The sequence below is a fragment of the Agrobacterium sp. CG674 genome (genome assembly GCF_053521645.1).
The window spans coordinates 746,929-765,397 of record NZ_JBNWDZ010000002.1 but is presented as its reverse complement, the minus strand read 5'-3'; the positions used below and the strand labels follow the sequence as shown (position 1 = coordinate 765,397).

Here is an 18,469-nt window from a genome sequence, read left to right as displayed (position 1 = left end):
AACGATGGATCAGTTGCGAGGGATCAGATCGTCATCGATCGAACCCGATGGCTGTTCCATGGTGTTGGTTGTGTTCAGCGCCAGTTCGGCATTGCCGTCCTTGCTGTAGATGTCATCGCGGAACTGCACAACGCCGTCGCGGGTCGACCACGCCGTGATGTAAACGAAGTACACGGGAATTTCCTGCGCCAGCTTGATCGGCGTATTGACGCGGCTGGCAATGACCCGCTCGATTTCCTGTCGCGACCAGCCCGGAGTGTCGCGAAGCATCCAGGATGTCAGGTCGCGAACATTCTGCACGCGCACACAGCCAGACGATTCAAAACGCATCAGCTTGTTGAACAGGCCCTGCTGCGGCGTGTCGTGCATGTATTCGTTGTTCGGGTTGTGGAAGTTGATCTTGGTCGAAGACATGGCGTTGTTCTTGCCCGGATCCTGACGGAACATCAGGTTCGGAGCCTTCGGCGCATTCCAGTCAATTGTCGTTGGAGACACTTCCTGCCCCTTGCCATCCAGAAGGCGGATGTTGTTCCGCTCAAGATAGGTCGGGTCCTTCCGCATCAGCGGCACGATGTCCTTTTCGATAATCGAACGCGGCGCAGTCCAGTAAGGGTTGAGAATGATCTCATAAACCTTGGAATTGATGATGTGCGTGGGACGCGTATCGCGACCAACAACGGCGGTATTGCGCAACACGACGCGGTTGTTCTCAACGGCTTCGATGGAAGCGGCTGGAATGTTGACCATGATATGGCGCGGGCCAAGATCGCCCGACATCGTGTTGATGCGAACAAGGTTGGTCTGAAGCTGCGCGAGGCGGATCTGAGCCGAAACATTCAGCGCCTTCAGCGTGTACTCACCGATCACGCCATCGGCCGGAAGGCCGTGACGCGCCTGGAAGCGCTTCAACGCACCATCCACATAGGAATCGAACGAGCTGGACATACCGGCTTCACGCGGCAGGTCGCCGGAGATCATCAGACGCTGGCGCAGTGCCTGAACGGATGGATCGCTGACGCCGATCTGAAGCTTCTGCTGGCTTGCAGGAACGTCTGGCCAACCGCCATTCGAAACGATCTGCTGATACTGCAGCATGGCCTGCTGCACATAGGCTGGTGATTCAGGGCTGAGAACTGGCGTGTTGGATGCAACCCCGGCGGTGGAGCGCGATGAGTTTGCATCAAACTGGTCGTCCCAGTTACCACGACGCGACGATCCGATGAGATCGTTGAACGCATCCTGCGCGAATGCGGGCGCGGCAAGAGCCACAGCACCGAGAGAAACGGCAGAGCGCAGCATGGCGCGCCGGGATAATACTTCAGAGACGATTTTCTTTGTCATTTCACCTACCAGCCACTTCATCAGGCATCTTTTACAACGCCTAAAACAACATCGTTAACAAACACGTATAGCGTGCCTGCCGGCAGGATGAACTCGATGCGAAACTTTTGGATGACGCATGACGCGAACACGGGAGATACCGCCGGCTCCTAGCCTGTGGCGGTCCCATACCAATATGGCCAATTCGTGTCACCTGAAGCGCACTCACGAAGCTGTGTCGGCCTGTGATTTTGCAACGAGGACACGTAATAATGCAACAAGCCGGACGCGAGACGCGTCCGGCTTTGCTTGAAGGCTGTTTTATGGCCAGCGATTACAGGCGGTAAGCAATCGAGTCGTTCCAGAAACGGTCCAGACGCTGAAGCATCTTGTTCATTTCTGCGAACTCGCCGGTGCCGATGCCGCCGACTTTTTCGATGGAGCCGATGTGGCGCTCGTAGAGGCCTGCAACGGTTTCTGCGATGGCCTGGCCCTTCTCGGTCAGGCTGATGCGAACCGAGCGGCGGTCGATGCGGGAGCGCTGGTGATTGATGAAGCCGAGGTCTACCAGCTTCTTGACGTTATAGGATACGTTGGAGCCGAGGTAGTAGCCACGCGAACGAAGCTCGCCGGCGGTCAGTTCGGATGTGCCGATGTTGAAAAGCAGGAGCGCCTGAACTGCGTTGACATCATCGCGACCCTGACGGTCGAACTCGTCCTTGATGACATCGAGCAGGCGGCGGTGGAGGCGCTCAACCAGGTGGAGCGATTCCATGTAAAGAGAGCGGATGGTTTCGTCCTGAGTGTCGGAAACTGCGGCCTGTGGCTTTGCTTTGCTATTGATCATGACTGCCTCACTGTTTTGTTTGGCGGTGTTTGTTTGTTTCCCGCCTTGAGAGGAAATCTAAGCAATGCGCATAAAATTCTACTTAAAATGCAGGATTAACGAAACGTTACTTGCATGATCGGCATTTGGTGCGACCCGGCACCTGTCCAAATAAGACACAATCGCCTCTATATTTTTCAATGACTTAGGCATAATTTCTGCTCAAAATCAGGGCTGAATTGCTTTAATTTTATGGTAAATCAATTCTTGAGCGTTCGTCATTTTGGCGCGCATCCAGCCAAAAAGCGACCTGGAATAGTATATAAACCGTTGACACGATGCCGTGCATGACAGGCACTATAGTGTTGTTTCCGTAAATATCCGGCCAGACCTTGTACATGGCAATCTGGGTACCCGCCCCGATGACCCACATGACCGCCCCCCAGGATGCGCCAAGCCAAAGCCCGAGCGCTGCGACAGGAAACACGACGGCAAGGCTGGTGCCGGCAACACGCCATGGCATGTTGAGCATATCGAAGCGCGCAAGCCCGCTTAGGGAGTAGCCCGTCAGCATGGCCCAATATTGCAGGCCGAACCAGAAACACGAAAGCGCCACCAGCCTCAGAAAGGTGATGTAGAGAATTTCGGCAAGCGACATCTTGGGATGCGGTAGAGAATCAGGTTCCATGATGTCAGGATAGTGGCCTGTGGCGGGCGCGACCAGCAGATATTGATATGAGGAAATGCGCCTGTCAAAACCCCGTAACGATCTGCCGCATTCGCATGTCGTTTTCCCTGTGTTATGTGCAGGGTATATTTGGAAAGGCAGATATATATGACCGACAAGACCCATCTCGTGGACCACATTACCGGCCACCGCCGCATGCGCAGAAACCGCAAGGCAGACTGGACCCGCCGACTGGTGCGCGAAAACATGTTGACGGTGGATGATTTCATCTGGCCTGTGTTCATCGTGCCGGGCACCAATATTCTGGAGCCGATCCCGTCCATGCCGGGCGTCAATCGCATGAGTGTGGACAGAGCGGTGGAAGCAATCAAGGAAGCTGCGGATCTCGGCATTCCCGCCATCACCACCTTCCCCAATATCGAGATGGGCTTGCGCGATGAAACTGGCTCTCAGGTTCTGGAAGCCAACAACCTCATCAATCAAGCCACACAGGCCATCAAGAAAGCGGTCCCCAATATCGGCATCATCACCGATGTGGCGCTCGATCCTTTCACAAGCCACGGCCATGACGGCATCCTGCGCGAGGGTGAGATCATCAACGACGAGACCGTGGATCAGGTCGTCAAAGCCGCAATCATGCAGGCGGATGCGGGTTCCGACATCATCTCTCCATCCGAAATGATGGATGGTCGCATCGGCGCCATCCGCCGTGGGCTGGATGCGAGCGGCCACCAGAATGTGGGCATCATGTCCTACGCCACGAAATTCTCATCAGGCTATTACGGCCCTTACCGGGATGCGATTTCTACCAGCGGCCTGCTGAAGGGCGACAAGAACAGCTATTATATCAGCCCCGCCAATGGCACCGAAGCGCTGCGCGATGCCGCGCTCGACGTCGAGGAAGGGGCCGATATGCTGATGGTCAAGCCCGGCCTGCCCTATCTCGATATCTGCTGGCGCCTGAAAGAAGCCTTCGGCCTGCCGACCTTCGCCTATCAGGTCTCAGGCGAATATACCCAGATCAAAGCCGCCGCCATGAATGGCTGGATCGACGGGGACCGCGTGATGATGGAAACGCTGCTGTGCTTCAAACGGGCTGGCTGCGACGGCATTCTGACCTATTTCGCGATCGAGGCCGCCAAAAAACTCGCAAGGGGATGACAAGGGTCGATTGGCTCATCATTGCATTATGCGGTTTCAACACCATATAATTTTCCGAACAGGAGACACCGTCGATGAGCCTCGACCCGAACACAACATACGTTCCCACCGATGACTGGCGCACCTATAGCGGCGTGCTGAGCCGTCGCGTCTTCGCCTTCATCATTGACTATATGATCGTGCTGCTGCTCTGCATCCCGGCAGCGATCATCATCTTCTTTCTGGGCGTTCTCACACTTGGCCTCGGCTTCGTGCTGTTCCCTGCCATGTTCTTCATCGTCGCAATCCTGTATTTCGGCATGACGCTCGGCAGTTCCGCACAGGCAACTCCGGGCATGCGGGCTGCGGGCATTGCCATGGCACGGGTCGATGGCAGACGAATCGATTTTCTTTTGTCGAGCGTACACATTGCTCTGTTCTGGATTCTCAACTCGGTTCTGACGCCCCTCATTCTGCTGGCAGGGCTGTTTACCGAACGCTCGCGTCTGCTTCATGACTTTCTGCTGGGTACGGTTATCGTTAGAACAACCTGAACTCAGGGGAAAGCCGCGTGGGTTGTGTCAAAATGATGTGCAACCCACATCTGCCAGTTGACGTTTCGGAGCTTTTTGCCATTCTAATGCAAGAGGCTTGGCTGGCGAAGGGAGCGATCAGGGTTCGATGAACACGCAGGCGACGCCTTCACCACAATTCTATCTCACAGCTCCGGCTACCTGTCCCTATCTGCCCGGCCAGTTGGAGCGCAAGGTCTTCACGCATCTGGTCGGCCCTCGCGCGCCGGAAATGAATGATCTGCTGACGCAGGGCGGCTTTCGCCGATCGCAAAACATTGCTTACCGCCCGGCGTGCGAAACCTGCCGGGCTTGCGTTTCAGTGCGCATTCTGGTGGATGGATTTGCACCCACAAAGTCCATGCGCCGGGTTTTGAGCCAGAACAGCGATCTTGTCTCGACCGTCCACCAAGCTGAACCTTCAACCGAGCAATTTTCCCTTTTCCGTCAATATATTGACCATCGCCATCAGTCTGGCGGCATGTCCGATATGTCGGCTCTTGATTACGCTGTCATGGTGGAAGACTCGCACGTTAACACCCGCGTTATCGAATACCGCAAGCGCGAACCGGGCGCGGGTATCGATGACAGCAAACGCGGTGAGCTGGTCGCTGTCGCGCTGACCGACACGATGAGCGACGGCCTTTCCATGGTCTATTCATTCTTCAACCCGGATTATGAGAAGCGCTCCCTTGGCACGTTTCTCATTCTTGATCATGTAACCCGCACGCAAAAGCTGGGCCTGCCCCATGTCTATCTCGGCTATTGGGTGAACGGCTCTGAAAAAATGGGCTACAAGATCCGCTACCACCCGCAAGAACATCTGACCCCGCGTGGCTGGGAGCTTTATGTGCCGGACGACAGTTCGGGCACGACATGATGACCACAAGCAGGAAATAGCGTGCCGATACGATTTAAGACAATTCTTGCCGCCGGCGCGCTGATCGCCCTTGTGGCTTCAGGAGCGAATGCCCAGACAGGCTGGAGCCCAAGCGAGCAGATCAAGACATATCCCATCACCGGCCAGACCGGCTTTGAACTCTACCAGTCCATTGGTGAGCGCGGCCCGCAGATAGGCGTTCAGGCGGTGGCCCACACCACCTTCAAGCTAACATGGAAAAGAGACTACCGCCCTCAGCCGGATGGTGCCTGCGTGCTGGCAACGGCGCGGCCCAATCTCACCATCATCTACACATGGCCCAAGGCACCTGCGAACCTGCCCTCACCCGTTGCCGCAAGCTGGCAGCGCTTCATATCCGGCGTGGAGAAGCATGAGCGTGTGCATGGCACGCATATTCTGGATATGGTCAAAAAAATCGAGGCCTTCAGCGTGGGCCTTCGCGCCGAAAATGATCCCAAATGCCAGAAGGTGCGCGAGGTGCTGCAGAAGCGTCTCGGTGAACTGTCCAACGAGCAACGCCAGCGTGGCCGAGATTTCGACCGTGACGAGCTTTCAAATGGCGGCGCGGTGCATCAGCTTATTCTGACGCTGGTCAACGGTCCCTGAACGGGGCCGATTATTCCGCCGCCTCGCCTTTCAGCACCGGCTCTGACAGAATCACCATCTCAAGCTCGTAGGAATAGCCTTCGAGCATCGTGTAGGCCTGCTCGATAACCTCGATCTGGGTCTCGGCATTCTTGATGGCGTCGGCAATGGACTGGCTACGAGCTCGCAGCATGGAGCCCAGAACATCCGTCTCCGGCTTGCGACCGAGACGGTCCATATGTTTGCGCACCCGGGCGCGGTGGCGCTCCAGTTCCAGAATGTGAAACCGGCTTTTGAGAATATCGTCCGTCAGCTTGCGGCGCATGGCGGCCACTGGGTCGAAGCTGCCGGGTTCGCGCTCATCCAGAATGAATTCATTGACCAGCGTTTCCAGCATCAGAAGACCCTTCAGATCCTTGGCATCAGCCAGTTGCGGATCATAGCCGGTATCATCGAAGACCCGGCGTCGCACGGGATCCTTCAAAAGGTCATAGGCCAGTTGCAGCTTGGCAAACTGTTCGGCGTCGCCACCGCTGTCGGGATGGGCGCTTTTGGCCACTTTGCGATAGGCAGCTTTGATCGCCGCATCATCCGCATTGCGCTCAACACCCAGCAAAACATAAGGATCGATCACCGAAACACCTGTACCCGCATTCACAAAAATCGGCCTGACCCGCAACGAACGGGTGAGATCGTAAACAGATCATACGAAATTTTCTCTGCCCAAGGCACCCCTTTGTTGCGGTTTTGAACGCAAAACGACTTAGCGGTCCGCGCACCCGCAGCAATGCTGCCATCGCCCTCAATTTTGTTCACTGCATGGCAATGGAAAAAACGCAGCCGACAAACATGTGGATTGCCTGTCGGCGTGGACCGTCCCGGCACAGGCAAAACACGGCTAAATCGGAGCGTTAACCACTGGTTTTAAAGGATTCTGGCGTATTCGAAAAACGTGCTGTAGTCTCATTCTTAACTCTGGCGAAAGGCACCACCATGTCGGAAACAATCACTCAGACAATCACGGACTATGTGCAAGCAGTGACTGATGCCAATGCAAGCCTCCTGCGCGAAGTCTTTGACCCACGCGCCTCCATCGTCGGAAATTACGAAGGCGCCACGGATTGGCTTTCGCTTGAAGACTTCATCCACCAGATCCACCCGGCTGACGCGAGCGCGACAGAGAACGCACCGAACTTCCAGATCCACGGCATAGACCAGACCGGTGACACCGCCTCCGTCAAACTCACCACCCGCCTCGCAGGCGTAGAATTCGGCGAATACCTGTCCCTGCTCCAGCGCGACAAAAACTGGACCATCATCCACCGCCTCTATTACCTCCAGGGCTAACCAGACGCCCCGAAATCACCCTCCAACAACTTTTTCCGCATCAAATTCATTTTTCCACTTTACACGACCAGAGAATCTGATAATTCCACCCGCACTGGAATGCCCTTGTAGCTCAGTTGGTAGAGCACCTGATTTGTAATCAGGGGGTCACGAGTTCGAACCTTGTCGGGGGCACCAGTATTTTCAAGCAATTAAGTGCTCACCTCCTCAAAACCATTTCTCTCTGTGTTTCAAACCGCAATGGCCGGTTTTAGGTGTCTTCACTGACTATCGGCAATCCGACGCAACATTGTTTGCAACATCCATCACGCTCTGGCAGGTTGCTGCCTTGAGCATGGAGGTTGCAAATGGATAAGTTTCTTCAAGTGGTCGGCTGGGTTGGGATAGGGATTGTTACCCTGGTCTTGCTTGCAGTCATGGCGAAAGCGGGACGAGGCGATTATGCAATGCTTGCCTTGTTGGGGGCAATGACATGGGCTTTGCCGGCAGTCATCGGCTTCGTGATCATTGCCGCTTTTGGCAATATGCTTTCCCAACTCAAAGCCATCCGCGCCGCTTCCGAGCGCCAAGCTGATATGTTTCAGTCGATCATGGCTAGCCGGAGAACTGCCGAATAATGAATTTGCCTCCGTTTGTGCCGATATAGCGACACTCGGCCTAACCGAGCAGGCGTTACTTTTAAACAGCGCTTTTTTTCTGTTTGATACACTTGCAGCTGCGGGCAGCCAGCGCTCGCTTGTTCGCCCATCGCAGTTTTCAACTCAAATCCAGCGTCATCACCACCGGACAATGGTCTGAGGCCTTTGGTCTGTCCCAGCCTGTGCGTGGGTAGCGCTCAATGTCCTGGCCCGGCGGGAAGACGGTTCGGTAGGGTTGACCGGCGCGCACGATCTCCGGGACGCTTGCGGCGTTGAGTTTGGCAAGATGCGGCGATAGCCAGATATAGTCGAGTTGGCAGAGATGCTGCTCCTGCGGACCACGGGAGTGGTACAGCGTCCAGCGGTCCATCGCATCGCGCCGCGTGACAGGGTTCACCGCAAAATCATCGTTGGTAAAAATGTCGAGCGCGCTGCGCTCCTCACTTACAGGCGCGAAGGTATAGCCCGTGCGGCGGTTTCCAGAGATGATGACGCGCTCCTGATAGTCGTTCATGTCACCACATATGGCGAAGTTTCTGGCGTCCTGCGGCAGATCCTTGAAGCGGTTTTCCACGATGTGGCGGATGGCGCGTGTTTCGGCTTCGCGCACAGGCATCGTGCCGAGCCGGCCATCGCCAGCTTCTCGGGCGTTGCTCATGGATTTCAGGTGGCAGACATAAAGGCTGAACGGCTTGCCGCCGATCCGTAAATCAAGTTCCAGGCAATCCCGCTTGAAGATCTTGTCATCGATACGGTTGGTTAGCGACAGAGATTCGTTAAACAGGTCAAGCTCGCGGTAGGTCAGCGCGGCGTGGCTCTTGATCTCGACAAGTTCGATCTTTTCACCATCCAACGTTTCCTCGCGCATGATGACGGCCACATCGATGCCGCGACTGTCATTGCCTTCAACAAGGTATTTCTGGCGGTACCCATTTCCCACCATGCGGTAGAGATAGCCATATTCGAAGGCCTGAAGGGCGGCCATGTTGTCCACTTCCTGCAGGCAGAGAATATCGGCATCCGCATCTGCGATCGCCAGCGCCGAGAGCTGGCGTGTATCATCGGTCGAAGCCAGCATGCGTGCGCTTTCCAGCGCCTGATAGGCCGCCTCATCGCGCACATCGAAAAGCTGCATGGCGCGGTCGCGCCGCGTCTGGTTGCGAAAGCCGCTATAATCAAAACGGGTGAGGAGATTTTCGATGTTGAAGGTGGCAAGCCGCAGCGACATACGTCATTCCCTGTTGGCCCCCACCATATCCACAATAGCTCAGACTTGCCAATGCAGGCTTCACAGCCGCCAGGCAGAGCGGATAATGACCGGATAAAGAGAGCCGACGGTGGCGGGTTCACGGGAATAGGCGCGCAGCACCTGCCCGTCTGGCAAAGTCAGCCGCAGGGCGTAACGTTCGCCCTCATAAAGAACATTCGTTACCCTGCACGCAATGCCCTCCCCATCCTGCAAGACATCCTGCGGGCGAACCAGAATGTCACTGGCCGGTGATTGCGCTAAGTTATCCGTCAGAAGAGGTCGCAACGCAGCCCAGTCGAGGGTGCGGTTCGCGCTTTCCACGTTGGAAACCGAGAGGATCGCGCCCTGCCCCACTAGCCCACCCACCAGCCTGCCTTCAGGCCGGGCGTAGAGCTCTGCGGGCGCGGCCATTTGCAAAAGCTTGCCCTCGGACATGACAACGACATCAGTCGCCAGGGCCATGGCTTCGGCCTGATCATGCGTCACATAGACCATCGTCGCGCCTGAGGTGGCATGAAACTCGCGGAATGTTTCTTCCATTTCCTGCCGCAGATGCCGGTCCAGATTGGCGAGAGGCTCATCCAGCAGCACCACATCCGGCTCCGTCACAAGGCAGCGGGCCAGCGCCACGCGCTGCCGTTGCCCGCCTGATAGTTCGGATGGACGTCGGTCCGCATAGGCCTCCAGCCGAACAGTGGTCAACGCATGTGCCACCTTTTGCCGATAGCGTTCGCCGGAAATGCCCCGGACCTTGAGAGGATAGCCAGCGTTTTCGGCCACCGTCATATGCGGCCAGAGCGCGTAGGACTGAAACACCATGGCCATGTTGCGCCGCTCTGGCGGCACCATGCTGCCAGCATCTGCCAAGACCCGATCACCCAGCAATATGGCACCATCAGTCGGTTGTTCGAAGCCCGCAATCATGCGCAAAACCGTGGTCTTGCCACAACCGGAAGGGCCGAGCAGCGCCAGAAACCCGCCATCGCGCACGGTGATCGAGACATCGTTGACCGCAGGTTTGCCTGCCCCGAAAGTCTTGGAAAGACGGTTGAGTATCAGTTTCGCCAAGGCACAACTCCCTTCGGCAGTTTTCGCCCGAGGATTTCCAGAAGCAGCATGAGAACAATAACCATCGCCACCACCAGCACTGACAGCGCCGAGGCCAGATCGAAACTGCCGCTGTCATCGAGATTGTAGATGACAACGCCCAGCGTCTGAGTACCTGCAGACCACAGCAGCGCAGAAACGGTGAGTTCGTTGCAGGCGATGAGAAAGACGAGAATGACCGATGCACCGGCGGCAGGCCCGACCAGCGGCAGAATGATATCGAACATGCGCCGCCAGAAACCCGCACCGGCCAGTCTTGCCGCCTCTTCCAGCGCCGGATCGAACTGCGTGAAGGCTGATACCATCGGCTTCAGGCTTACAGCGAAGAAAGAGGAGAAATAGGCCAGCAGAATGATCCACAACGTGCCGTACAGCGTGACGCCAAGCAGAGGAATGGGAGCGGCGAACAGCAGCACATAGGAAACGGAAATAACGACGCCCGGCAGCGCATAGGGAATATCGACCAGCGCCGAAAGCAGGAACATGAAGCGGCTTTTGCCCCGCACCAGAAAATAGGCAGTCAGCACCGTCACCGCAAGGAGACATAGGGATGTGGCAGTGGCCAGAAACAGCGAGTTGGCAAAGGCCGTGCGCGTTACCGCCTGGCGCAACAGAATTTCTTCATAGGCATGGAGCGTTGCAGTTTTGAAGGTCAGCGGCACGCCATAGGCAGGCGCAAGCGAACTGACGATCAGCGCCGTCAGCGGCGCAACTAGCATGAAGAAGATGCCGAGCCAAAGCGCAAATTCGGCACCCAAGCGAAAGCCGCCGAGCCGGAAGGTGGCAGCCTTGCCGGAAAGCCCGATAATGCGGTAATCGCGGCCCTTCATAGCCCGTTCCTGAATAGCAAGCCCAATGACGGAGATGATGGCAATCATGCCGGACAGCATCGCGATATCGCCAAAGGTGCTGGTGCCGAAGCTGGAAAAGCGGCTGTAGATCAGTGTCGGCAGCGTATAGATCGAAGCGGGAATGCCGAGAATGGCCGGAATACCGAAATTGCCGACACCCGATACGAAGGAGATCGCGGCTCCCGCTATCAGCCCCGGCATGGCAAGCGGCAGGATGATGTCTTTCAGCACTTGCCAGGAAGTCGCGCCAGAAAGCTTGGCCGCCTCTATGCCATCCTGCGGCAGCGCCAGCAGGCCAGAGCGCAGCGAAAGATAAACCAGCGGCGCGTGCTGCACACCCAGCAGCAGAGCAATGCCACCCATGGAATATAGGGGCTGAGGCGAGCCCAAAGGCGGAGCAAGGCCGATGGCTTTCAACAATGTGCTGGAAGGTCCTGTCATGCCAATCCATGCCAGCGCCGTCACCTGCGGCGGTATCATCATCGGCAGCATGAACAGGAAACTGAGGGCCGATTTGCCTCGGATATCACATAAGGTCAGCGCCAGCGCGAAGGCACCGCCAATGACAAGCGAAATGACCATGCCGAAGAACGATGTGGACAGCGTGTTCAACGCTGCCTGCCACAGCGCCGGGTCGCTCAGCAGCGGCCACATATCACCCTTCAGGGATGACAGAATGCCCGTATAGGCAAGCCGCCCCAGCGGCAGCGCGCTGAGGAGGAAGACCACTGTGATGACAAAGGGAAACAGCCAGCGCGGCTGGCTGTTCTGTGAGATTGATGACAAGCGTCGCACTCCATCTCGACGTTATCCCCGGGGCTTGCCCGAGGATAAATGACGCCGATGCAATCCTATCAGCCCTTGGAATCGAAGATGTCAGAGAAGGCTTTGAGGTCCTTTTCGGAATTCTTCAACGCTTCAGGCGCATTGATTGGCAAAACCTTGATCTTGTCGCGCGCTGGGAAGCCTTCTGGCAGGGCAACATCGTTGCGGGCTGGAATGTAGCCCAGCTTGACGAATCCTTCCTGGCCCTTGGCGGAGAGAACGTAATCCACGAACATCTTGGCCGCATCAGCATGCTTGGTGTGCGCCAGAATGCCGACAGGCTCGGTCACAGCCGAAACGCCTTCTTCCGGGAACACGAATTCCACCGGAGCGCCCTTGGCCTTTTCGCGGATCGGCATGTAATCGACAACCACGCCATAGGCCTTTTCGCCAGAAGCAACGGACTTCAACACCGCGCCATTACCGCCAGCGGCAATTGCGCCGTTGGCCTTCAGCGCCTTGTAATAATCCCAGCCCAGCGTGCTGACACCGGCAAGCGTTTGCGCGTGAATGAGGGCCGCACCTGAGGTCAGCGGGCTTGGCATGGTCACCAGTCCCTTGGCTTCCGGCTTTTCCAGATCTTTCCAGTTGGTCGGCTTCATAGCGGCCTGCGTGTTGTACATGATGCCGGTGGTGATCAGCTTTGTGGAGTAATAATAACCGTCTGCATCATAAAGCGCCGCATCGTAATGGGCCGCTTCCGGGGATTTGTATGCCAGCAGCTGCTTGTTCTGCTTCATGCGTTCAAGCGTCACCGTATCGGCAATCAACAGAACGTCTGCCGCTGCATTGCCCGCCTCGATCTCGGCCATCAACTTAGCCATGATCTTCGGCGTTCCATCGCGGACCCATTCGATATCGATGCCGGGATTGGCGGCCTTGAAACCATCGACCGTGGCCTGCGCATCTTCATTCGGCTGGCTGGTATAAAGCACCAGATCAGCAGCCTGCGCGCTGCCCACCAGAATACCCAGCGAAACGATGGCGGTGAAAGTGGAGAGGAGCGTTTTCATGAATGCGGTTCCTGTTGATAGCTGGCACCGCTAAAACACATATCCATAACACGTATGTGACAGACAAGTTTTAGCGGCGACGCCGACAGGTCGCAATTTCAGGAAATAGCCCAGGCACTTCACCGTCACAACGTGACAGTGCCCTCGATCAATGTCGTCACGGCACCACCGATCCAGATATCATCGCCAATCTTATCGACACTCACGCGCCCTGCCCGGCCAAGCGCCGTGCCTTGGCTTGCGACATAGCTGTCGGCTGCGATGCCGCTGCCGATAAGCCATTGCGCAATGCCCGCATTCAGGCTGCCCGTAACAGGGTCTTCATAGCCATCGGTAAAGGCACGCACTTCAAAGTCGGCGTCGATTTCACCGCCGCATGGCGCGACAACACCAACGTGGAACCCCGCATAAAGAGCGCTATAGTCAGGTTTGATATCAAGCACATCCTGACGATTGCGCAGCAGAAGCGAAAGCCAGCCGGGGCCATTATCTGTCCAGTTCGCGCCGACGATGGTCTCGGGCGACAATGCAAGTGCCGCCCTCACCTTCTCCAGCGTTTCGGCATCCACAGGGCCGGATTTGCGCAAGGGCGGCGCGGCGAATGATAGCTTGCCATTATCAACCCTGATACGAACGAGACCTGCCTCGCATTGCTGCACCACCTCTTGGACACCGGCTTTGTGGTTGTGGCGCAGCCAGACATGGCAAGTACCAAGCGTCGGGTGGCCGGCAAAAGGCAGTTCCTTGTTCGGCGTGAAGATGCGCACGCGATAATCCGCGCCGGGCGCGGTCGGTTTCAGAATGAATGTCGTTTCGCTGAGGTTGGTCCAGTTGGCAAAGGCCGCCATCTGCTCATCCGTCAGCTCATCCGCATCACATACTACGGCAAGCGGGTTGCCCTTCATCGGCTGCTCGGAAAAGACGTCTACCTGCTGAAATGCGTGCTGGCTGGACATGGATAATCCTCTCGTTGGGATGGCGCAGAACAAAATTAGTCGTCACCCTCGGGCTTGTCCCGAGGGTCTGATCACGTTTGATGTTGGGATGCGTTAGATCCTCGGGACAAGCCCGAGGATGACGTAAAAACGACCGCTTAAACCAGCGGCATCGTCGCGGAAGAGGTCGCTTCCGCGCTGGCAATCAGGCGGCCAAGGCGCTTGATGCCTTCATCGATCATCTCCTCATTGGCGCAGGAGAAGCTGATGCGCAGCGTGTTGGAACCGGAGCCATCTGCGAAGAAGGCCTTGCCCGGCACGAAAGCCACGCGCTCTGTCGAAAGAGACTTTGCTAGAAGCTCGGCTCCATCAAGGCCTTCCGGCAACGTCACCCAGATGAACATGCCGCCTTCCGGCCGAACCCAGCGGGCGGATTTGGGCATATACTTGTCCAGCGCCACCAACATCGCATCGCGCCGCGCACTATAAGCAGCCTTGATTTTGGCAACCTGCTTGTCAAAACCACGCGAAGCCACATGTTCGACAGCCATCTGGTTGATGGTCGAAGAATGCAGATCAGCCGCCTGCTTCATCAACACCAGCTTGCGAATGACAGGCATGGCAGCAACCACGAAACCAACGCGCAGGCCAGGCGCCAGCGTCTTTGAGAAGCTGCCGGAATAGATGGTGCGTGTCTGATCGATGCCGCCGCTGCGGGCTATATCCAGCGCCAGAATTGGCGTGACCGGCTCACCATCAAAACGCAGGTTCTGATAGGCACCGTCCTCGATAACGGCGATGTCCAACTCGTCAGCCAGTTCCAGAACCCGGTTGCGTCCCGCCAGATCGACAGTCTCGCCGGTTGGATTGGAGAAATCAGCCGAGAGATATGCGAACTTCACGGCACCACCGGCTTTCGTCGCGTTGTCGCGGTAGGTCTGCGGCGTGCGGTTGCCAGAAGGGTTCAGCTGGTCATAGGTAGGCTCATAAGCATTGAAGGCCGAGAGCGCGCCGAGATAGGTCGGCCACGTCACCAGTGCGGTGTCATTGGGCGAAATGAACAGCTTGCCGAGATAATCCAGCGCCTGCTGCGAGCCTGATGTGATGAAGACGTTATCGACAGCGCATTCGATGCCGATCTTGGCCATGTCCTGCACAATCCATTCGCGCAGCGGCTTGTAGCCTTCGCTGACGGAATATTGCAGAGCCGAGCTCACCTTCGGGCCGGAAAAGATATCTTCATAGGCCTGACGGAATTCCTCATCCGGAAACAGTGCAGGGTCGGGAATGCCACCGGCAAACGAGATGATGTCGGGCTGCTCCAGAAGCTTCAGCAATTCGCGAATTTCGGATGCCTTCATGCGCGATGAGCGCGTGGCGAAAATCTGTTCCCAGTCAAGCATGGGTTCGTTTCCTCTTATGTGTTCTTCTGCGCATAGATGTATAGAAACATCGATAGGTCAGCAATACTGACTTATCGAGTTTCGGTACGGTTTCACGATATTTCTGAGCATGCTCCCGGACGCAGCAAAGGCATACATACTTGCAAAAGAGTCTACAATCAACGTTGAGACGGATTGACGCCGAAGGCTTTTCCGGGTTCGAGTGCGCCAACTTGATTTGTCGCATGGAGGAGAAGAAATGCTCAAGAATATCGACCCGGCGCTGAACGCCGATGTGCTGCACGCCCTGCGCGCCATGGGCCACGCGGACACGCTCGTCATCACGGATACCAACTTTCCGTCCGACAGCATCGCGCAGCACACCAATGTCGGCCAGGTTTTGCGGATGGAGAACATCTCCGCCGCCCGCGCCATCAAGGCCATCCTCTCCGTATTCCCTCTCGACACGCCCATTCAGCCCTCAGTCGGGCGCATGGAAGTCATGGGTGCGCCAGACCAGATCGAGCCGGTTCAGGCCGAGGTGCAGGCCGAAATCGATGCTGCGGAAGGCCAGTCTGCGCCCATGTATGGCATAGAACGTTTTGCGTTTTATGAGCAGGCCAAGAACGCCTATTGCGTCATCACGACGGGCGAAACCCGCTTTTATGGCTGCTTCATTCTCACCAAGGGCGTTATTGCGCCAAAGGGCTGAGCGGGGCCAGACGCGGCCCGCAGCGCGCTGGTGTTGCTCATATTCGAGCGGCACCCTTCAGTGTGTAACGGCCATGACAAGCCAGTCATAACGATCCAGATGCGCAAGCATTGTCTGCGCATCTCTAAAAGCGTTGTTTTCCTTCAGGGAGTGCCACGCCTCTTCGGCCAGTTTGTGAGATTTTGCTGGTCGTCCTGAGGCGAGAATATCGAGCCGCTCGCGCAAAATGTCTGTCATACCCGGCGGCGTCCAGCCTCCGGTATGGGCAAAACCACCCGGCGCCGGCACGGAAGACCCTCGCACATATCGTTGCAGGACTGTCTCGATAGGCCATCCATAGATAAGGGCTCTGATCTCATCTTCCGACCAGCCGAGCGCGGGCAGATGCCGCGCAAGCAGCGCATGGTTCGTATCATGGCTTGCGCTGAGGGATGGTAGAGCTTTGAAGTCCGGTGCAAGCATAACGAGAGCGGCAAGACCGGGGCTGATGAAAGCCGGCTCCAGCCAGGATGGCGCTGCACCGTCAGGCCCCAGATAAAAAGCCGTGTTGATATCCTCTAATTGCGCCAATCCGCCATATCTCGCCTTCGCCACCTCCGCGAACGCGCCTCTGTCGCCGCTCGCCCATTCCCGCATCAGCTTATGGAGATCGCGTTCGAAATCAGATGTTACAGCACAGCGAAATGCATGATGAAGGACTGCCATTCCCACTTCCCCCCTAAAAATCGCCACCGGCTTGTAATAGCCGGCAGCGACGTGTGTTCCGCTCACATTTCCGAGATTTCTCAGCGGAAGTCTATTGTGCGGTGCAGTTTTCAAGCGTTCCGTTGATCACAGTGACGTTCGAACCGGCGGTTGTTGCAAGGCTCTGGAAGCCCGACGCCGCAACACGGCTGGCGGCAGCGTTGGTCGTTGCATCCGTGATCTGGCTTCTTGCTATGCTCCAATGACCGGGAGGATCGTTGTCGAATGTAATGACCCAGGGGAATGGCTTCGGCTTGTCAGCTTCGCTGGCATTGACTGGGATATCGGCGTTGCCAACATTGGCTTCGGCACCCGGCTCTGGGGCATCAACATCAGGCAGATCCACCTTCACAAAGCATTGAGCAAGAGGCAAGCCAGCGCGAGCGGCGGCGGCGTTGTCATAATGAAAGAACGATAAAGTGGGTGGGGTACCACTTACACCAAAATTGTCTTTCGTCCAAACAACCACACCGGTTGCAGCATTGGCCGTCACGCTGCGATAGACGGAATAGGCGTAGGCGGGACTGACCGCACCCAGCGCCAATGCAACGACGCTGATGGACAATAAACGATTACGAAGACTTCTGTTCATGGCAATTTCCTTTTTCCATGGAGAGACGACCGCTCCTCGCACCATGCGAAGAGCGTTGACCGACGGCGTTTGCCGACGGATCCGGGTGATGCGAGCGGTGTTTGCCGCTGGCTTGAGGGTTGGAAGATCGAAGGGTGGCTTTGTCAGACGTCCGTCATGGCGTCATTCCAATGGCGGTTGAGAGCGACGAATGGCGCCAGATCGAGATGCGTACGCGGCCCTGTCGCTTAAGACCCGTTCTTCGTAGAAAAGGTACCATTGACATTGTAAGTGACGGTGATGCGGGTGTAGCCGGTCGTAAAATCACATTGCGCGGCACCGGTTGTGTCATAGGCAACGACATCTCCGTCGGCCTTGTAGCCGGTTTTCACGTAAAATATCGGCTCGGGTGTGCAGGTCATCGTCGCGTTTGGTGACGGTGCGATGTAGCTCGAAAGCAGAATGGAGCCGTCGCCATTGATCGTTGCGAGGCCGCAATATATTTGCGGATCCGGTGTCGGCGTATAGGGAGGCACAATCACCCCGAAGGCGCCGGAGGGTATCCCGGGCTGATTGACCGGGGCCGACATGCCAAGCGGACTAATACTTAGCGTCGTGCAATCAAGCGCAGTCGTTGTTTCAGAAGCAAGCTCGATCGAGCGCACAACATTGGTACTTGCAACCCGCACCGGCGATCGTGCCCTTGCAGATCGAGAAGGCGGAACCGCCGGGGCTGTGCTGATGGCACCAGCATAAATTTGCGCCCCCATCTCGAAGTTTATTGAAGCGCCCGTGGTGTCATAGTTTCCGACGGCCTGGCAACCCAAGCTGCCACTCAGTATGGAACTGGCAGCTACAGCCGGATCAAATGTTGCCTGCTGCTGAAAGACATAGAAATATTGCGCCGTTGCCGACATATTCCGAACGACGATCGTGTAAGAGCTGGTGCTCATAGCGGTTCAACCACTCTGTTTATAGCCTCGCCTGCCCGCCACCGGTAAAGGTGGCGGACGGTCGTGTCTTGAGTACGGGCGGCTAATGCCCGGCCCGTCTAAGCCGTCTT

The 18,469-nt window shown here is 56.7% G+C and carries 20 protein-coding genes and 1 tRNA gene; 8 read left to right on the top strand and 13 right to left on the bottom strand.

Going from position 1 to position 18,469, the window contains the following annotated elements:
• Positions 1-9: 9 nt before the first annotated feature.
• The 3 genes from ACQZ51_RS08795 to ACQZ51_RS08785 form a co-directional block, all read right to left on the bottom strand.
• Positions 10-1,341 carry a L,D-transpeptidase family protein gene (locus ACQZ51_RS08795; protein WP_448776469.1) on the bottom strand — a complete coding sequence of 444 codons (1,332 nt, stop codon included), beginning with the start codon at positions 1,339-1,341 and terminating at the stop codon, positions 10-12.
• A 313-nt stretch (positions 1,342-1,654) separates the two neighbouring features.
• The gene (ldtR, locus tag ACQZ51_RS08790) at positions 1,655-2,164 is read right to left on the bottom strand and encodes a transcriptional regulator LdtR (protein WP_192064461.1); all 510 of its coding nucleotides are present in this window, start codon (positions 2,162-2,164) and stop codon (positions 1,655-1,657) included.
• 232 nt (positions 2,165-2,396) lie between these two features.
• Positions 2,397-2,834, bottom strand: a complete 438-nt coding sequence (locus tag ACQZ51_RS08785; protein WP_042616110.1) for a DUF6163 family protein — start codon at positions 2,832-2,834, stop codon at positions 2,397-2,399.
• A gap of 147 nt (positions 2,835-2,981) precedes the next feature.
• Here ACQZ51_RS08785 and hemB point away from each other — a divergent pair, with 147 nt between their 5' ends.
• The 4 genes from hemB to ACQZ51_RS08765 all read left to right on the top strand — a co-directional run bounded on the left by hemB (position 2,982) and on the right by ACQZ51_RS08765 (position 6,053).
• Positions 2,982-3,995 carry a porphobilinogen synthase gene (gene hemB / locus ACQZ51_RS08780; RefSeq protein WP_448776467.1) on the top strand — a complete coding sequence of 338 codons (1,014 nt, stop codon included), beginning with the start codon at positions 2,982-2,984 and terminating at the stop codon, positions 3,993-3,995.
• A gap of 74 nt (positions 3,996-4,069) precedes the next feature.
• Positions 4,070-4,528 carry an RDD family protein gene (locus ACQZ51_RS08775; RefSeq protein ID WP_448776465.1) on the top strand — a complete coding sequence of 153 codons (459 nt, stop codon included), beginning with the start codon at positions 4,070-4,072 and terminating at the stop codon, positions 4,526-4,528.
• 127 nt (positions 4,529-4,655) lie between these two features.
• Positions 4,656-5,426, top strand: coding sequence for an arginyltransferase (locus ACQZ51_RS08770; protein ID WP_448776463.1), 771 nt, complete (start codon positions 4,656-4,658; stop codon positions 5,424-5,426).
• 42 nt (positions 5,427-5,468) lie between these two features.
• Positions 5,469-6,053 carry a DUF922 domain-containing Zn-dependent protease gene (locus ACQZ51_RS08765; protein WP_448776644.1) on the top strand — a complete coding sequence of 195 codons (585 nt, stop codon included), beginning with the start codon at positions 5,469-5,471 and terminating at the stop codon, positions 6,051-6,053.
• Positions 6,054-6,063: 10 nt separating this feature from the next.
• On the opposite strand, the gene ACQZ51_RS08760 is transcribed toward ACQZ51_RS08765, so the two are convergent.
• Positions 6,064-6,666 (bottom strand): DnaJ domain-containing protein, encoded by a 603-nt coding sequence (locus ACQZ51_RS08760; RefSeq protein ID WP_192064463.1) that lies wholly within the window; start codon positions 6,664-6,666, stop codon positions 6,064-6,066.
• Between the two features lie 359 nt (positions 6,667-7,025).
• Between ACQZ51_RS08760 and ACQZ51_RS08755 the strand changes: the two genes are divergently transcribed.
• From ACQZ51_RS08755 to ACQZ51_RS08745, 3 genes are all read left to right on the top strand, one after another.
• Complete coding sequence (locus tag ACQZ51_RS08755) at positions 7,026-7,379, top strand: nuclear transport factor 2 family protein (protein ID WP_042616031.1); 354 nt, start codon at positions 7,026-7,028, stop codon at positions 7,377-7,379.
• 101 nt (positions 7,380-7,480) lie between these two features.
• Positions 7,481-7,556, top strand: a tRNA-Thr gene (locus tag ACQZ51_RS08750).
• 170 nt (positions 7,557-7,726) lie between these two features.
• Entirely contained in the window at positions 7,727-7,996 is a 270-nt protein-coding gene (locus ACQZ51_RS08745; protein ID WP_448776461.1) for a hypothetical protein, read from the top strand.
• 139 nt (positions 7,997-8,135) lie between these two features.
• On the opposite strand, the gene ACQZ51_RS08740 is transcribed toward ACQZ51_RS08745, so the two are convergent.
• From ACQZ51_RS08740 to ACQZ51_RS08715, 6 genes are all read right to left on the bottom strand, one after another.
• Positions 8,136-9,245 (bottom strand): endonuclease/exonuclease/phosphatase family protein, encoded by a 1,110-nt coding sequence (locus ACQZ51_RS08740; RefSeq protein ID WP_448776459.1) that lies wholly within the window; start codon positions 9,243-9,245, stop codon positions 8,136-8,138.
• Between the two features lie 60 nt (positions 9,246-9,305).
• The gene (locus tag ACQZ51_RS08735) at positions 9,306-10,334 is read right to left on the bottom strand and encodes an ABC transporter ATP-binding protein (RefSeq protein ID WP_448776458.1); all 1,029 of its coding nucleotides are present in this window, start codon (positions 10,332-10,334) and stop codon (positions 9,306-9,308) included.
• On the bottom strand, positions 10,322-12,010 hold the full coding sequence (locus tag ACQZ51_RS08730) for an ABC transporter permease (RefSeq protein ID WP_448776457.1): 1,689 nt from the start codon (positions 12,008-12,010) through the stop codon (positions 10,322-10,324). The genes ACQZ51_RS08735 and ACQZ51_RS08730 overlap by 13 nt, the downstream gene beginning before the upstream one ends.
• A gap of 68 nt (positions 12,011-12,078) precedes the next feature.
• Positions 12,079-13,062: an ABC transporter substrate-binding protein gene (locus ACQZ51_RS08725; protein ID WP_448776455.1), complete on the bottom strand. Its 984-nt coding sequence runs from the start codon at positions 13,060-13,062 to the stop codon at positions 12,079-12,081.
• Positions 13,063-13,187: 125 nt separating this feature from the next.
• Positions 13,188-14,018, bottom strand: coding sequence for a PhzF family phenazine biosynthesis protein (locus ACQZ51_RS08720; protein ID WP_448776454.1), 831 nt, complete (start codon positions 14,016-14,018; stop codon positions 13,188-13,190).
• A gap of 137 nt (positions 14,019-14,155) precedes the next feature.
• Positions 14,156-15,400, bottom strand: coding sequence for an aminotransferase-like domain-containing protein (locus ACQZ51_RS08715; protein ID WP_448776453.1), 1,245 nt, complete (start codon positions 15,398-15,400; stop codon positions 14,156-14,158).
• 238 nt (positions 15,401-15,638) lie between these two features.
• On the opposite strand from ACQZ51_RS08715, the gene ACQZ51_RS08710 reads away from it, so the two are divergent.
• Positions 15,639-16,091: an RbsD/FucU family protein gene (locus ACQZ51_RS08710; RefSeq protein ID WP_448776451.1), complete on the top strand. Its 453-nt coding sequence runs from the start codon at positions 15,639-15,641 to the stop codon at positions 16,089-16,091.
• Positions 16,092-16,148: 57 nt separating this feature from the next.
• Here ACQZ51_RS08710 and ACQZ51_RS08705 read toward each other — a convergent pair whose 3' ends face one another.
• The 3 genes from ACQZ51_RS08705 to ACQZ51_RS08695 all read right to left on the bottom strand — a co-directional run bounded on the left by ACQZ51_RS08705 (position 16,149) and on the right by ACQZ51_RS08695 (position 18,359).
• Positions 16,149-16,796 carry a hypothetical protein gene (locus tag ACQZ51_RS08705; RefSeq protein WP_448776450.1) on the bottom strand — a complete coding sequence of 216 codons (648 nt, stop codon included), beginning with the start codon at positions 16,794-16,796 and terminating at the stop codon, positions 16,149-16,151.
• A 91-nt stretch (positions 16,797-16,887) separates the two neighbouring features.
• Complete coding sequence (locus ACQZ51_RS08700; RefSeq protein WP_448776449.1) at positions 16,888-17,427, bottom strand: hypothetical protein; 540 nt, start codon at positions 17,425-17,427, stop codon at positions 16,888-16,890.
• A gap of 227 nt (positions 17,428-17,654) precedes the next feature.
• A complete protein-coding gene (locus tag ACQZ51_RS08695) occupies positions 17,655-18,359 on the bottom strand; it encodes a hypothetical protein (protein WP_448776447.1) in 705 nt (234 codons plus the stop codon).
• Positions 18,360-18,469 lie beyond the last annotated feature (110 nt).